Genomic DNA, 16,592 nt, shown 5'->3' on the forward strand with positions numbered 1-16,592 from the left:
TGTTGGGAACAACTGTTTCTCTCCTGTCAGCACAGACCGAACGGTGGCTTGAGAAAATCGGGTCGCTCGCCGCGCTCGTCCACGGCCGGGGACGCGGTGAGCGGGGCGAACACGTCGTGCGGGATCGGGCAGTCCCACGGCTCGCCGAGCACGATGGTCGATGCGAGCCTGCCGATCTCGTCGGAACCTCTGGCGCCGTGGCCGTTGCCGCCGACGACGACCGCGAAGTCCTCGTCGACGTGGCCGATGTACGGGTACCGGGACGGTGTCTTCTCGATGATGCAGCACGCCTCACGCACGGAGACCGGCTTGAGGTTCGGCACCATCAGGTGCGTCATCGTGGTGAGGAACGCCATCTGCCGCGCGGTGATCTTCTGGTTCGAGTACCACGACACCATCTCCTCGACCGTGCGTAGCTCCTCGACCAGCGGCTGCATGCCCGGGCCGCACCGCATGTACCACTTGCCGTCGGGATACCGGATGGGCGGCAACAGGTACAGCGACGTGTTCGCGTCGCCGGTGTCCGCGGGATCCACGGTCACCACGGACGGCAACATGCGCAGCCGGTCCAGCTGCTCGGGGTGCACCTCGAACAGCAAGTTGGGTTCGGTGAAAGCGCGCAGGTCGAGCTGATGCGACACCGGCAGCACGTTGTTGACGTTGGTGAACGCGCCGGTGGCGACGAGCACCCGCTCGGCCCGGATCCGCGGTGGGCACCCGGCGCCGTCCGTGCGGAGCAGCCACCCTCCCGGCACCCGTTCGACACCGGTCGCGGTGCCGCGCACAAGCCGCGCGCCCGCGGCGGTGGCGAGCGTCAGCTGGGCGCTGACCAGCCGCCGGGGGTTCAGGTATCCCGCCTGCTCGCGCTCCAGCAGGCCCATGACCCCTCCCTCCATCGGTGGCAGGCCGAGGTCGGGGAACTGACCGCGCAGGTCCTCTTCGGACAGTTGGTCGACGGCGATGCCGGCGGCCGCGCACTGGTCCAGGATCGCGTTCGTGCGGTGCGCGATCGAGTTCGCCATCAGCACGAGCGAGCCGCATTCGTGGAAGAAGCTGATGCCGGACTCGTTCTCGATGTCGCGATAGCGTTCCTGCGACCGGGCGTCGGTCATCTCCCACACCGGGTCCCAGCCCAGCCGTCGGGTGATCCGGGCCTCGTCGAAGTGCGCGCCGAACGAGTGCTGGCTGACCGGGTCGCCCGCCCGCGGCTCGGCCGGGCCGATGATCACCACGTCGGCGCCCGCGCGGCTGAGGTGCTTGCCGGCGGCCGCACCGAACATGCCGGCGCCCACCACCGCTACTTCACAGTCGTACGTCATCGTGTGCCCCCTGCGACGCGTTGTCGGCTGCCGGAACCGCGGCCTGGTCCACGGCTGCCTGCACCCGGCCGGCGAATCCCGACAGCTCCTCGGTGCTCATCCCTCTCGTGTAACCGTCGAGAGTCGCCAGTGCGACCAGCGCTGCGAACGGCTCGGCTCTGCGGAGGTCGTCGAGGCAGTCGTCGAGGGTGTAGTCGAGGCGGCGATGAGCGGTCAGCGTCGAGTGGTACTCGTGCAGGAGCTCACCCTCCCACGCGCTGCGCGACTCCGGTGTCAGCGACGACATGAGGAGAAGCGCGACGTCGGACAAAGGGTTGCCCCACATGGTGAACTGCCAGTCGATCAGGAGGGCGGTGTGCTGCTCGGGAGGTTCACCGGGAACGAAGAGGATGTTGCTGGCCCACGCGTCACCGTGGCAGAGCGAGACGCACCTCGCTCCGAGGTGCGACTCGGCGACCACCTGTGCGATGTCGCTGTCGAGGACTCGCCGCACGTCCGTTGTGGACAGAGCGTGCGGCCAGCACTCCTCGATCATCCGCGGGAGGTCGTCAAGTCCCATCCTGATGGCCGCGAGCAGCCCTTCCGAGGAGAGTCCGTACAGCCACGGGTAGGGGAGTGTCCGCGGGTCTGCTTCGGTGTCCGCCAGTGTGGAGTGGGCCTTCGCCAGGCACCGCACCGCGGCACCGGCCTGCGCGCGGCTCAGGCCCGCGGCCATGATCCCGTCTGCGGAGGGAACGCCCAGGTCCTCCAACGCGAGCGCGCCCCGGCCGTCGAGGCTCGACGCCGACCAGTAGCACTCCGGCGAGACCTTCGGCGCCGATCGCCCGCGCGACTGGAGGAAGCGGTAGGTGCTCACCTCCCGCAGCCCGATGTCGGTGAGCAGGTTTCCCCAGTCGCTGGAGTCGTCCGGTGGTCCTTTGAAGATGAAGGACCGGCCCGCGCAGCTGACCTGGTCCACGCTGCCCATGACGCCGCCGGAATGGGAGATCGAGCGGATACCGATCACCTCGTCACCGGTCAGCGGCCAGTTCAGGTGACTGCGAAGCCACTGGTGGTCGACCTGGGTCACGTCCATGACCGGCTCGGTGGACTCCGGCCGTCTCACGACGCGGACCTCCGGCGCGACAGCTCGGGCGGCCCTTCCAGGAACCCTTGCTCGGCGAACCTGGTGAGGTAGAGCGGTATCAGCTCGAGGATCGGGGGACAGGCCTCGCTGCGGGACTGGGCCCCGGCGCGGGCGTTGCGGACGTCGAGCCTGGCCGGGCGGAAGAACGGGTCCGCCGACTCGGTGAACAGGGGCAGCAGCGGGTACAGCGCGTTGTCGTCCTCGTAGCGCAGGTTCTCCAGTACCGGTTCCCACTCGTGCAGCGGCACGACGTCGAGCTGGTAGCCGGTGTCCCGGATGGCGTCGATGAACTCGCGGTAGGTGATGGGATCGCGATGGGTCAGGTGGAACGTTCGCCCGGAGGTCGTGTTTTGCGACAGCTCCACGATCATGCCGGAGACAACGTCGACCGGGCTGAAGTCGATCGTCGCGGAGATCTCGGGACAGGCGCCCAGTTGCAGGACTCCCTTGATGAACCGGGTGAAGTAGTCGCCCAGCTGGCCGCAGCCACCCGCGAGGGCGCCCGTGATGGTGCCCGGACGGTAGATCGACGCCGGCAGGCCGGCGGCGCGCGCGTTCTCGACGAGCTTGTCCGCCACCCACTTCGACTCCGCGTAGCCGCCACCGTAGAGGCTGTCGCAGTGCGCCAGCGGCTGGTCCTCGTAGATCGTCGCGTTGCGCAGATAGCCGTAGGCGTCGAAGACGGCGTCGGACGAGATGTAGTGGAACGCCTTGGTCTTGTTGTCCACCGCGAGCCGCAGCAGCTCGCGGGTACCCTCCACGTTGGCCAGCCGCAGCTTGTCGTACGGCAGGAGCGAGTTGACGTGCGCGCCGTTGTGGTAGATCGCGTCGATCTGGCCGCCCAGCTCCCGCCACGCCGCGTCCGACAGCCCCAGCCGTGGTTGCGAGAGGTCTGCGGGAACGGCGATGACGCGATCCCGCGCCGACTCGGTCAGGCATCCGTTCGCCGCGAGGTTGTCGATCACCCGTTGCCGGGCTTGCTCGGCGTCACGGGCCCGCACCAGGCAGTGGATCCGCGCCGACGTGTCGCGCAGCAGATCATGCACCAAGTGTGCGCCGAGGAACCCGGTCGCGCCCGTCAGCAGAACGTCTCCACACGCCGCCTCGGTCGTACGAGGGGACACGGTGAAACCGCGGTCGAGGCTTGCGTCGGTGGCGAAACGCTCCCCGCGCGGCAGTGTGGTTCGCGCGGCGGGCACCGCGCGGCCGAAGAAACCACCGTCGCGCAACGCGTTCAGGCATGCCTTCGCGGTGTCGGAGATGTGCCGCAGATCCTCTTGGGTGTGGCCGGTGGACAGGAAGCACACCCTGGTCTCCAGGACGTAGATCCCCTTGAGCGCCAGCAGGTGGAAGAACAGGTCGATGGCGATCGGGTAGCGCTGCAGGCTGTACTCGCCGTCGCCGATGAACCGGAACACCGACGAGAATTGCACGATCCGGAGCGGAAACTCTTCCCTCTCGCAGAAGGTGTTGAAGTCGTGCGCCAGCCAGGCGACGTTGTCCGCGAGCCGCCGCTGCAGCTCGGGTCCCTGTTCCTTCAGGTGGGTCAGCACCGCCTGCGTGGCGGCCATGGTCATCGGGTTCTTGTTGAAGGTGCCGCCGAAGAACGTCGTCGGCACGGTGGGCGTCGAGTCGTCCCCGTAGTTCCACTGACCGCCGTCGACGGTGTCCATGAACTCGGCGCGGCCCGCGACGGCGCCGACCGGCATGCCTCCGCCGAGGATCTTCCCGTAGGTGACGATGTCGGCGTCCACTCCGGACCACACCTGTGCCCCGCCGGGATCGACGCGGAACCCGGTGACGATCTCGTCGAAGATCAGCGCCGTGCCGCAGGCGCGGGTCAGTTCGCGAAGCTCGTGCAGGAAACGCTTCGGCTGCAGGTCGGGTCGCCGGCTCTGCACCGGCTCGACCAGCACCGCCGCCAGTTCGCCGCCGAGCGCGCGAATCGTCTCCAGGCTCTCCTCGGCCCCGTACTCGAGCACCACCACGTCGTTCATGGCGCCCGCGGCGATGCCCCGCGCCATCGGGATGGAGTTCTGCGTGCCCGACGGCAACGCCAGCGTGTGGTCGGACCACCCGTGGTAGGAGCCTTCGAACATCACGAACCGGGTGCGTTTCGTCGCCGCGCGGGCGAACCGGAGCGCGGCCATGACGGCCTCGGTGCCGGAGTTGCAGAACACCGCCCGCTGCATCCCGGTGAGCTCGCAGAGCAGGCGCGCGGCGCGCCCGGCCTGGCTCGACTGCGGACCGATGTGGAAACCGTCGGCGAGCTGGCTCCGCAGCGCGTCGACGATGAACTCCGGCTGGTAGCCGAAGAGGTGAACTCCGTATCCCATCGAGATGTCGAGGTACTCGTTGCCGTCCACGTCCCAGAAGCGCGGACCGGCCGACCGCTCCGCGATGATGGGATAGGACATCTCCTTGCAGATCGCCTGGAACGGAGGCATACGGCAGTTGGCCATGAACGGTCGGTCCAGCTCCGCCTGTGCCTTCGAGGCGCGGGTCCTGGCCGTGTAGGCGTCGACGAGCTCCGCCACGAACCGGGCCTGCCGGTCGGTCAGCCGCTCGGCCGCCTGGGGAGCCTTGAGCAACGTGCTCGGTCCGGAGCGGAACTCGGGCTCGGGCATGCGGGCTGGTGCGGGGGCGACCGGTGCGATCTCGTGCGGCGCGGGCCGGGGCATCTGGGCGGTCACCAGCGCCGCCAGCTCCACCAGGGTGCTCGCCTCCTCGATCAGCTGCTGGAAGGAGATCACCAGCCGGAAGCGGTCCCGGATGAACTGGCTGACCCGCATGAAGATCAGCGAGTCGGCGCCCAGCTCGTCGAACGGCACCGTCGCGGGCAGGTCGTCGGCGGGCATGCCGAGCAGTTCGGCGACCTGTCCGCGCAGCTCCTCGATCACGCCGTCGTGGCGGGGTGCCGCGGTCGGCGGTGCGGCCGGTACAGGTTCGGGAAGGGGTGCCAACGCCTCCCGCAGGCGGTCGTTCTCGTTGATCCACACCCGCTCGCGCTTGAACGGATAGGCGGGAAGCGAGACCCGTTGCGGGAGTTGCGGTGCGTAGAGGCGCTGCCAGTCGATCTCGTATCCACCGCACCACATCTCGGCGAGACCGGTGAGATCGCGCTCCGCGACCATCCGGGAGAGCGTCTCCGCGGCGAGCCCGTCGTCCTCACCCGCTTGGCCCTGGACGAGTCCTGGCACGTCGGTCCGGCCCTGGAGGAACGCCAGCAGGCGCTCGCGCAGCACGGTCGTGTCCGGCGCCACCACGGCGAGCCGGCAGCGGTGCCGCCGGCGGACGGTCTGCAGGGTGAACGCCACCTGGGCCGGATCGTGAGGGGTGGGCAGGACGTCGACGAACCGGCGGAGGACGGCGTCGAGGTCGGTGTCGTTCCTGGCGGAGAACGTGAAGACATGCCGGTCGTGCGATGCACTCGTGCGAGCGGGTTGGGACCGGTGGGCCTCGATCACGACATGGGCGTTCGTACCGCTGGCCCCGAAGGAGCTCACCCCGGCGATGCGCGGGGCGTCCGCGGGCCAGGCGGTGCCGGTTCGCTCCACGACCACCGGCAGGTTCCGCCACTCCACCTTGTCGGTCAGCACGTCGCAGTGCAGCTGCGGCGGGATGACGCCGTGCCGCACCGCCAGGACCGTCTTGATCAGCCCGGCCAGCCCGGCCACTTCCTCGAGATGACCGATGTTCGCCTTGACCGAACCGATGCGCAGCGGGGACGTCCGGTCCTTGAAGACCGCGCCCAGCGCGTTGATCTCGATGGGGTCGCCGAGCGGGGTGCCGGCGCCGTGCGCCTCGACGTAGGTCACGTCGGCCGGAGCGACCCCGGCGTCGGCCAGGGCCGTGGTGATCAGACGTGCTTGGGCGCCGCCGTTCGGGACGGTCAGGCCCGAGCTCGGACCGTCGTGGTTGACCGCGGTTCCGCGGATCACCGCCAGCACGGGATCGCCGTCGGCGATGGCGCGGTCGAGGCGTTTGAGCAGTACCGCCGCGCATCCCTCGCCGCGGCCCAGTCCGTCCGCGTCCGCGGCGAACGCCTTCGAGCGGCCGTCGGGTGCCAGCACCCGCAGCTTGCACAGCTGGACGGTCTCCTCGGACCCCAGGACGAGCTTGGCGCCTCCGACGATCGCCATCCCGCACTCGCCGCCGCGGATCGCGCGCACCGCCGAGTGGACGGCGACGAGCGACGACGAGCAGGCCGTGGCGATCACCATGCTGGGACCGTGCAGGCCGAGCTTGTACGACAGCCGCCCGGCGGTGAAGCTCAGCGTCGTCCCCGTCGAGATGTACGGCTCGGTGCCCAGCTGCGGCTCGGCCTGCCTGAGGTAGTCGTTGGTGAACTCGTCACCACCGAGGTACACGGCCGTGTCGGTGCCACGCAAAGACATCGGGTCGATCCCGGCGTCCTCGATCGCCGACCAGGCCGCCTCGAGGAGCATCCGGTGGCGCGGGTCCATGCTGAGCGCCTCGCGCGGCGAGATGCCGAAGAACGCGGCGTCGAAGCGGTCCGCGTCGTCGATCAGCGCCGCCTGCCGGATGTAGATCTTGCCCGGTGCGTCGGGCGAGGCGTCGTAGAGCGCGTCGACGTCCCACCGGTCGCCGGGTACGTCGCGAACCGCGTCCCGGCCCTCGCTCAGCAGCTGCCAGAACTCGTCCGGCGTTGCCGCGCCGGGGAAGCGGCAGGACATGCCGATGATCGCGACCGCGCGTTCCGCTTCGGCCGGGGACGCGCTCTGCCGCGTCTCCGTCTGCTCGGTCACGGTGCCGGAGCTGGGCATGGTCAGGATCTCCTCCGCGAGGTGCTCCTCCTCGATGTGCCGGATCAGCGCGTCGAGGCAGGGATGGTCGAAGGCCAGGGTGGCCGGCAGGCTCAGGCCGAGCTCCGCCTGCAGCTTGCCGCGCAGGTCCAGCGCGCCCAGGGAGTCCACGCCGAGGTCCTCGAAGCCGCGGGTGGGGTCCAGGTCGTCCGCCCCGCCTCCCAGCACGCTCCGCACGGCCGCGGTCACGGTGTTCCGCAGGAGCGCCCTGGCCCTCGCCGGTGGCGCCTGACGCAGGGTGGCCCGGTACGAGGTGCCCGCCGCGCCGGTGGCCGGTTCAGCGTCCTGTTCCACCAACGCCTTGATCATGGACGGCACGCGGGGGCGCGATCGAGCGAACGCCGTCCAGTCCATGTTCGCGACGGCGACATGCGGTGCGTCGCCTGCCATCAGGGTCGCCAGCGCGGCAAGGCCGTGTTCTGTCGAAAGTGGAGTCTCACCGTCGTCGCGCAGCCGAGCCCGGTGCGCCTCGTGGATCCGCGCGGTCATGCCCGACTCCGCCCAGCTGCCCCAGCTCACGCTGAGGGCTGGCACCCCGTGGTGCCGGCGGTGCCGCGCGAGCGCGTCGAGGAACTCGTTCGCGGCGGCGTAGCTCGCCTGGCCGCGATAGCCGAGCACCGATGCCGAGGAGGAGAACAGGACGAAGAAGTCCAGGTCGTGATCCCGGGTGAGCTCGTGGAGCAGCCACGCCCCGTCCACTTTGGACCTGAGCACGGCGGAGAGTCGTGGCGTGGTCTGCCGCAGGAAGATCCCGTCGTCCACCACGCCCGCGCAGTGGAACACACCGCGGAGGCCGGACCCGCAGCTGGCCAGCACCTCGCGCATCCGTGCCGCGTCGGCGACGTCGGCCCGCACCGTGTCGACCGGCACGCCCGTCGCCGCCAGCTCCGCCCACGTCGCCGCGTCCTCGGGCGCGGGGTGCCCGCTCCTGCTCACCAGCACGATTCGGCCCGGCTTCAGCCGTGCGGTGGTGACGGCGAGCCGGAGCCCGAGTCCGCCCGTACCACCGGTGATCACGTAGACCCCGCCGGCGCGGATCGGCAACCGCGGTACGGCGGTTGCAGCAGGCTCCGGACGAGCGTGGAGACGTGCGAGGTGCACTCGCCCCTGGTGCACGGCGAGCTGTTCCTCACCCGCCGGCGCGGCACCGCCGATCAACGTCGCGACCAGCTCGGCCTCGTGGCTGTCCAGCACCGGTGGCACGGTCAGCGCGGCGCAGTCGAGCTCGGGATGTTCCGCGTTGATCGTCCGGGCGAGCGCGGCCAGGCCGGTCTGGCCCAGCTCCGCCTCGGTGGTGGGAGTGCCGAGCTCGCTCTGCCGCGTGATGAACCACAACTTCTCCGCGGCACCCGGTCCCACCGCGAACTCGACGATCCTCTTGGCATCGGCGAGGGAACGGGCAACGGTGCCGGGGACGTCCGTGGCCTCGGGCACGAACACGATGTGGGACCCGTCCGCCCTGGGAACGAACCCGGTGAGGTCCCCGGCCTCCATCTCGACGCAGTCATGACCGCGTGCCTTCAGCTGACAGGCGATCGTGCCCGCCAGACCTGACGCGGCACCGATGATGACGTAGCGGCGCACCGGCGACGGCGTCGCCTCGATCCGCGCCAGCGGCTCCCAGCCGAGCTCGAACGTGCGCGGCGGCTCGGCATCGTCCTGGACGTGTTCTGCCGGGCTCGGCTCGATCCAGTGGCGCGTGCGCTGGAAGGCATAGGCCGGCACCTGCACGCGGCGACGGCGGAACGGAGCGTCGAAGCCGTGCCAGTCGACGTCGGTCCCAGCGAGATAGAGCTTGCGAAGACCGTCGAGGGCGGCGTCCGGGTCCTTCGGGGTGAGGCTCGGCAGCCAGAGGAGGCCGCCGGCACCCAGGCACTGTCGGCCCAGGTTGCTGAGCGTCGGTTTCGCTCCGATCTCGACGAAGGCACGTGCCCCCAGTCGATGGGCGGCCCGCACCGCGCTGTCGAACCGCACCGGGCGGAGGATGTGCTCGACCCAGTAGTCGGCCGACTCCCATTCGCGGGCGTCAGCCGATTGACCGGTCACCGTCGACACGACGCGGACCGTCGGCGGCGAGAACCGGATGCTTTCCGCCACGGCGCGAAACGGCTCGACCATCGGTCGCATCAGCGGGGAGTGCGCGGCGTGGGAGATGTTGAGCGGAATCGTCTCCACTCCGTTGCTCTGCAACGCCCGGCAGATGTCGTTGAGCGCGTCCGCCTGGCCGGAGATCACCGTCGTGGTCGGCGAGTTGACGGCCGCGATCGACACCGTTTCGTCGTGACCCGCCAGATACGGCGTCACCCGCTCCACACCGGCGTTCACGAGGGTCATGCCGCCGACCCGCGGCAGGCTCTGCATGAGCTGTCCTCGCGCCGCCACGAGCTTCAGCCCGTCCTCCACGCTGAACACGCCCGCGGCGCAGGCGGCGACGAATTCCCCGAGGCTGTGACCCAGGACGAGGTCCGGCCGGATGCCCCAGGACTCCCACAGCCTGGTCAACGCGTGGCCCACCGCGAAGAGGGCCGGTTGCGCCACCGCCGTCTCGTCCAGTGACGGGTCCGGGTCGGTGCCGTACATCGTGTCGACGAGCGATCGGCCGGTGAGCGGCCGGAGAATCTCGTCGCAGTGATCGATGGCGGCGCGGAACACCGGTTGGGTTTCGTACAGCGAGAACCCCATCCCGGCGTACTGCGTGCCCTGTCCGGTGAACAGGAAGGCGAGCGGTGGCCGCCCGTCGCCGGAGTGGGACGCGACCGCGGGGAAGCGGGGCTGCGCCACCAGCGCGTCGAGCTGGGAGCGGGCGTCCTCGGCGTTCGACGCCAGGACCGCCACGCGCGTGTCGAAGTGCCGCCTGGCGGTCGCCGCCGAGTGGCAGATGTTCGCGAACTCGACGTCGTCCTGGCCCTCCAGGCGCTCGATGTAGCGGCGCGCCGCGGTCCGCAGCGCGTTGGCCGAGCGGGCGGAGATCGGCAGGATGTGCGCGGCCCGGTCGCGAGATGGCGGTTCGTGCTCCACAGCGGACGGTTCCTCGAGAACGACGTGACAGTTCGTGCCGCCCATGCCGAACGAGCTGACTCCTGCGCGCCGGGGCCGGCCGTCCGGCGCGGGCCACTCGCGCAGCTCGGCGTTGACGTGGAACGGGCTCGCCGGAAGCCCCGCGAGAGGGTTGGGCGAGGTGAAGTGCAGGCTGGGCGGAAGCTCCCGGTGCGACAGGCCGAGCACGGTCTTGATCAGTCCGATCACACCCGCCGCCTCGTCGAGGTGGCCGACGTTCGTCTTGACCGACCCGATCGCGCAGCGGATGTCCGCACGGGTGGCGGTGCGCCGGAACGCCTCGGTCAGCCCCGCGATCTCGATCGGGTCGCCGAGCAGCGTCGCGGTGCCGTGCGCCTCCACGTAGGAGATGTCGTCGGCGGTGACTCCCGCGTTGGCGTGCGCCTGTGCAATGACGTCGGCCTGTGCCGCGGCGCTCGGACCTGAGTAGTCCATTTTGGACTCACCGTCGTTGTTCACGGCGGAGCCCTTGATCACCGCGTGGACGTGGTCCCCGTCGGCGAGCGCGGCGGACAACCGCTTCAGCACGACCACCCCGAGCCCGTTGCCGAACACGGTGCCGTCGGCGTTCGCGTCGAAGGCCCGGCAATGACCGTCGCGAGAGAGCATCATGCCGTCCCGCCACAGATATCCCGTGTGCTGAGGAGTGATGACGGAGACTCCACCCGCCAGCGCGACCTCGCAGTCGCCGTTCAGCAGGGCCTGGCTCGCGAGGTGCACGGCGACCAGGGAGGTCGAGCAGGTCGACTGCACGTTCACGCTCGGCCCGCGCAGGCCGAGCTTGAACGAGACGCGCGTGGGCAGGTGGTCGTTCGCGTTGCCCTGCTCGATGCGCAGCTCGGACGCCCGGTCGAAGTGCCGGTGGCTGAGGAACGTGCCCGACCTCAGCTTCGCCGGCAGCACGTTGTTGACGAGGTAGGTGCTCATGCTGGCGCCCGCGTAGACGCCGGTGCGCTGCTGCCGGGGGTCGATGCCCGCGTGCTCGACGGCCTCCCAGGCGCATTCCAGGAACAGCCGCTGCTGCGGGTCGATCACCTCGGCTTCCGCGGCGCTGTAACCGAAGAACTCCGCGTCGAAGCGGTCCGCGTCGTCGACCACGGCGCCGACCCCGACGAAGTGCGGGTCGGCGGTCTGGTCCGGGTCGAGCCGCACGATCTCCTCGGCGGTGAGCGGCCGGATGCTCTCCACGCCGTTGCGCAGGTTCGCCCAGAACTCGGCGACGTTCCGGGCTCCCGGCACGCGGCAGGCCATGCCGATGACGGCGATGTCGCGATCGGCGGACCGAGCCGCGGGACTGGTCACGGCAGGGGCCTCCGGCACCTGTCCGTCGAGGAACCTCGTGAGCGTTTCCGCGGTCGGGTAACGGAACAACGTCTCGACCGGAAGCTCGATCCCCGTTGCGGCGCACAGCTGCTGGTGCGCCCGGACGAGCAGCACCGAGTCCCCGCCGAGCTCGAAGAACGTTCTGCGCGGATCGAGGTCGGGCAGTTCGAGCAGCTCGCACCAGATCCGGGTGACCAGAGCCGTGTGCAGGGAGGAGCCGACGGGCGTCGCCGGCGGTGCCGGCGAAGGGTCGGGCAGATCGCGCACGCTCACCTTGCCGCTCGGGGTCAGCGGCAGCGCGTCGAGCACGACGAAAGCGGACGGGACGAAGTGTTCGGGCAGCCGTTCGGCGACGCGGGCGCGCAGCACCTCGGGCAGCTCAGCGGAGTCGTGGCCGGCGTGCGGCACGACGTAGGCGACGAGCCGGGTGCGTCCTGCCGCCGTGGTCCTGGCCGCGACCACGCACTCGGCGACCGCGGGGTGCTCGGCGAGCACCGTCTCGACCTCCGCGGGTTCCACCCGGAAGCCGCGGATCTTGAGCTGCGTGTCGACCCGGCCCAGGCACTCGACGGTGCCGTCGGGCAGGTACCGGCCGAGGTCGCCCAGGCGGTACAGCCGGGTGCCCTGGACGCCGAACGGGCTCGGCAGGAACCGCTGCTCGGTCAGCTCGGGACGGCCGTGGTAGTGCCGTGCCAGGCAGTCGCCCTCGCCGTAGAGCTCCCCGACCACGCCGACCGGAAGCAGTTGCTGTGCGTCGTCGAGCACGTAGAGGTTCATGTTGTGGACGTTGGCCCGGCCGATCGGTGCCACGTCGGGCCACCGTGCGGGATCACCGGACAGGGTGTGCGTCGTGACGTCGATGCACTCCGTCGACCCGTAGTGGTTGTGGATCACACAGCCGGTGCGCCGGGCGAAGTCGCGGATCTCGGGCGTGATCCGCAGCACCTCACCGCCGACGATCAGCTCACGCAGGCCGGTCGGCACCTCGGCCGTCCTGGCCGCCTGCGCCACCTGCTGGAGCGCGACGAACGGCAGGTACCACTTCTCGATGTCGTGCGCGCGGGCGAAGTCCAGCAGCGCCATCGGGTTGCGGCGCGTGGTCTCGTCGACCTGCACCAGCGTGGCCCCCGTGCACAGTCCGGCGAGGATCTCGTGGAACGACACGTCGAAACTGATGGGGGAGTACAGCAACGCCCGCGTGCCCGGCTCGGCGTGCCACGCGTCCGCGTGCCAGGCCACGAGGTTCGCCACGGCCCCGTGGTCGACCACGACACCCTTCGGCGCTCCGGTGGAGCCGGAGGTGTAGATGCAGTACGCGGCGGCGTCGGGGCCGAGGTCGTCGACGAGATCACCGGCGCTGCCGGTGATCTCGTCCGCGTCGAGCCGGATCAGTGCGCCGGCCGTGTCCGGCAGACGGCCGGCGAGCTCGCGTGTGGTGATCACCACGCGGACACCGGCGTCGGTGACCATGTAGTCCAGGCGTTCCTGCGGATAAGCGGCGTCGAGCGGGACGACCACGCAGCCCGCCTTGAGGATCGCGAGCACCGCGACGACCAGCTCGGCCGATCGGTCCAGGCACAGACCGACCATGTCCCCCGCCACCGCGCCGCCGGCGAGCAGGTGCCCGGCGAGCCGGTCCGCCCGCCGGTCGAGCTCGGCGTAGCTCAGCCGTTCCGCGCCGAACTCCACGGCGGTGCTGTCCGGCGTGCGCCGCACCTGGTCCTCGATCAGCCGGTGGACCGGTTCGCGGCGGTACGGCGTGCGCGCGGTGTTCCAGTGGCGCCGGATTTCCTCGTGGTCCTCCTCCGACAGCATCGGCAGGGTCGCCACCGCGGCCGCCGGGTCCGCGACCGCGGCCGCGAGCAGCGAGGTGAAGTGCCGTGCCACCGCGGCGATCGTCCGCGGCTCGAACAGATCGGCGTCGTAGACCCAGCACAGCGCCGCACCGCCGGCCGTCCGGCGGGCGGTGACCACGGCGTCGTGCAGCACGTGCGCGGGCGGCACGTCGAAGTGCGCGACGTCGAGCCCGGTGGCCGGTGCGAGCGGTGCGGCAGTGTCCAGTTCGGACTCGAAGAGCAGCTGGAAGAGCCCGGCCGCGGCGGTGTCCGGGCTGCGGCCGAGCGCGCGGGTGAGGTGCTGGAACGGGTGGTCGCGGTGTGCTGCCGCCTCGGTGAGCTGCCGTGCGGTCTCGTCGAGCAGCGTCCGGAAGCCGGTGCCGGGTGACATGGCGAGGCGCAGCACCGCGACATCGCCGATCGGTCCCGCCGTGCCAGCGGGCCGGTCACCGGGCAGGTGGTGACCGAAGACCACTTCGGACCGTGCCCCGTAGCGGTGCAGCAGGGCGGCGAAGCACGCCGCGAGCACGACGGACAGCGAGCAGCTCGCCTCGTCCGCCAGCTGTCGCGCGTCCGTCAGGAGCTGGTCCGGCACGGGTTCGCAGTGCCGGCCCGCCCGGTGCTCACCGCTCGCCGGCCGCGGGCGCGAGAGCGGCAGCTGGGCGGGGGCCGGTTCGCCGTCCAGCAGCGACAGCCAGTGATTCCGGTGCGCCGCGAGGGTTTCCGCGTCCACCGCGTGCTGCCGGGCGGCGTGGGCGGAGTACCTGCCGGCCGGGCCTGGCTCGGTGCCGAGGAGTTCGGCGAGCACCAGTGCCAGCGTGCCGGCGTCACCGACGGCCGGATGCATGGTGAGCACGAGGACTTGCCGGTCGGCGGCCACCTGCACCAGCAACATCCGCCACAACGGGGCGGTGCCGAGGTCGAAGGGCCGCGCCACGAACGTCCGTGCGACATCGTGAGCGTCCACTTCGGACGCGGTGACGACGGTGAGATCGATGTCACACCGCTGGTGGATGATCTGCTCCAGCCCGTTCGCCGTGTCGCGGAGACCGGTGCGCAGGATCTCGTGCCGCGCGGCCGTGCGCTGCGCTCTTTCTGTCAGCGTCTCGGGTGACAACGCGCCGGTCACCAGCAGTGCCTGGTGCACACCGGGGGTGCGGCCGGACGTCAAGCGGTCGGTGACGTAGGCGCGTTCCTGTTCGTAAGACGCGCGGAAAACCTCGTGATCAGGCATGAGAATTGATCGGCCGCTTTCGTCACACAGAAATGGGAACTTCGTGAACGTTCAGGCCTGAAAGCAGTTTTTCATACATTTCAGCCACCCCCCCAGGTGTGAGTGAAAGCGGGAACGGGCGCGCGTGCCGAATCGACTCGGTGTTTCCGCGCTCTTCCGAGTCTGGGCACTCTAGCCCGGTCGAGCGAGTCCCGACAAGGGTGTGATCTCGAATCGCTCGGTCGACTGCCCTGATCACAGGGTTGCGGGACGGCTGGATCTGGGTACTATGGCCGCGACTGCCTGGGGGTTGTGGATATGCGTGTATTGGACCGTGCGTGCCTTCTGGTATGCGATTGGGTCGCGGATCGGTTCAGTCGTTGACGCGCGAGCCGGTGTATTCGAAATCACTTGTGCCGGGGGCTGGTGCGATGCATTCCAAGGCAGCTGCGGCGGATGTCGCGCGCGAACTCGTGCCGCTTCTGCGGGCACACGCGCGTGAGGTCGACGCGAAAGCCGCTTTTCCGGTCGAAGCGTTGCGCGCCTTGCGGGACAGCGGGCTGATGGGCCTGCTCGTCCCCCGGGAACACGGCGGAATGGGCGGTGACGTGCACGACGTCGCCGAGGTCGGCCGCGTGCTCGCACACGGCTGCGCGTCGACGGCGATGATCTGGGCGATGCACTCGCAGCAGGTGGACTCGATCGTCGCGTTCGCGGACGCGCGCTTCGCCGAGCGGTTGCTGCCCCGCGTCGCCGCCGGCGAGGTCTTCATCGCGTCGGTGACCACGGAACCGGGCAGTGGCGGGCAGATCCTGCGTGCCTCGGCCTCGCTGACCGGTGGCACCGGAACCCTTGCCCTGGACCGGAAGGCGCCGATCGTCACCGGTGGCGAACACGCCGACGGGTTCCTGATCACCATGCGGGACAGCGCCGAGTCCTCCGCCGACAGCGTCACCCTCGTGTACGCCGACCGCGACCAGCTCAGCCTCGAGTTCACCGGCGACTGGGACCCCATGGGCATGCGCGGAACCCGCAGCATCGGCATGCGCATCACCGGTGAGGTCGAACCGGACCAGGTGGTCGGGGAACGCGGTGGCTTCCGGCGCGTGGCGCTGGCGAGCATGGTTCCGCTCGCCCACGTCGCGTGGTCGGCCTGCTGGCTCGGCGCCGCCCAGTCCGCGCTCTCCGACGTGGTGCGGCTCATCCGGTCCGCCGCGAAGCCCGGCGGCCTCGACCCGCATTCGGACCTGGTCACCGAACGGCTCGCACGGGTCCGCATCGACCTGGAGCTGGTCAGCGGATACCTGCGGCAGGTGTGCGACAAGGTGGCGGCGCACCGGGCGCAGGGGCGCCCGCTCGACGACACCGCCACCCAGATCCACCTCAACACCCTCAAGGTCGCGGCGGCCGAGCTCACGTTCGGGGCGGTGGACCGGCTGGTGCAGCTGTGCGGGATGGCGACCGGCTACCTCAAGACGTCCGAACTCCCGCTGGAACGCCATTTCCGCGACCTGCGCTCGGCGTCGCTGAACATCGCGAACGAGCGCCTGCTCAAGGTCACCGGCGCACTGTCCTTGATGGACAGGCCGGTCACTCTCATCTGAAGGGGGAGCCCGCATGGCCACCACCGAATGGCTGCCCGAGTTCGAAACGGTCGTGCGGCGGCACCTGCCGCTGCTCGACGCGAACACGCCGATCACGCCGGACCTGGCGCTGGCCGATCACGGGCTGAACTCGCTCGCGATGATCCGCCTCCTGGTGGACATCGAGGACGGGTTCGGGGTGGAGTTCCCGGACGACGTGCTGGCCGCGTCGGCCTTCCGCACGGCGGGTGCGTTGTGGACGGTGCTGAATCAGGTGCTGGCCGCCTGACCGGCGTTCGACACGGGTTGG

The 16,592-nt window shown here is 70.3% G+C and carries 5 protein-coding genes; 2 read left to right on the forward strand and 3 right to left on the reverse strand.

The genetic code is table 11. The features are described from left to right. Positions 1-26: 26 nt before the first annotated feature. The 3 genes from C8D87_RS42870 to C8D87_RS42880 are packed head-to-tail and all read right to left on the reverse strand — an operon-like array spanning position 27 to position 14,720. Complete coding sequence (locus tag C8D87_RS42870) at positions 27-1,319, reverse strand: NAD(P)/FAD-dependent oxidoreductase (RefSeq protein WP_112232211.1); 1,293 nt, start codon at positions 1,317-1,319, stop codon at positions 27-29. Further along, positions 1,303-2,424 (reverse strand): oxidoreductase family protein, encoded by a 1,122-nt coding sequence (locus C8D87_RS42875; protein ID WP_112232213.1) that lies wholly within the window; start codon positions 2,422-2,424, stop codon positions 1,303-1,305. The genes C8D87_RS42870 and C8D87_RS42875 overlap by 17 nt, the downstream gene beginning before the upstream one ends. Then, a complete protein-coding gene (locus C8D87_RS42880; protein ID WP_112232215.1) occupies positions 2,421-14,720 on the reverse strand; it encodes a non-ribosomal peptide synthetase/type I polyketide synthase in 12,300 nt (4,099 codons plus the stop codon). The genes C8D87_RS42875 and C8D87_RS42880 overlap by 4 nt, the downstream gene beginning before the upstream one ends. A gap of 410 nt (positions 14,721-15,130) precedes the next feature. Between C8D87_RS42880 and C8D87_RS42885 the strand changes: the two genes are divergently transcribed. Further along, the gene (locus tag C8D87_RS42885; RefSeq protein ID WP_112232217.1) at positions 15,131-16,303 is read left to right on the forward strand and encodes an acyl-CoA dehydrogenase family protein; all 1,173 of its coding nucleotides are present in this window, start codon (positions 15,131-15,133) and stop codon (positions 16,301-16,303) included. 13 nt (positions 16,304-16,316) lie between these two features. Beyond that, positions 16,317-16,571, forward strand: coding sequence for a phosphopantetheine-binding protein (locus C8D87_RS42890; protein WP_112232219.1), 255 nt, complete (start codon positions 16,317-16,319; stop codon positions 16,569-16,571). Positions 16,572-16,592: the final 21 nt, after the last annotated feature.

The organism is Lentzea atacamensis (assembly GCF_003269295.1).
Taxonomy (GTDB): domain Bacteria; phylum Actinomycetota; class Actinomycetes; order Mycobacteriales; family Pseudonocardiaceae; genus Lentzea; species Lentzea atacamensis.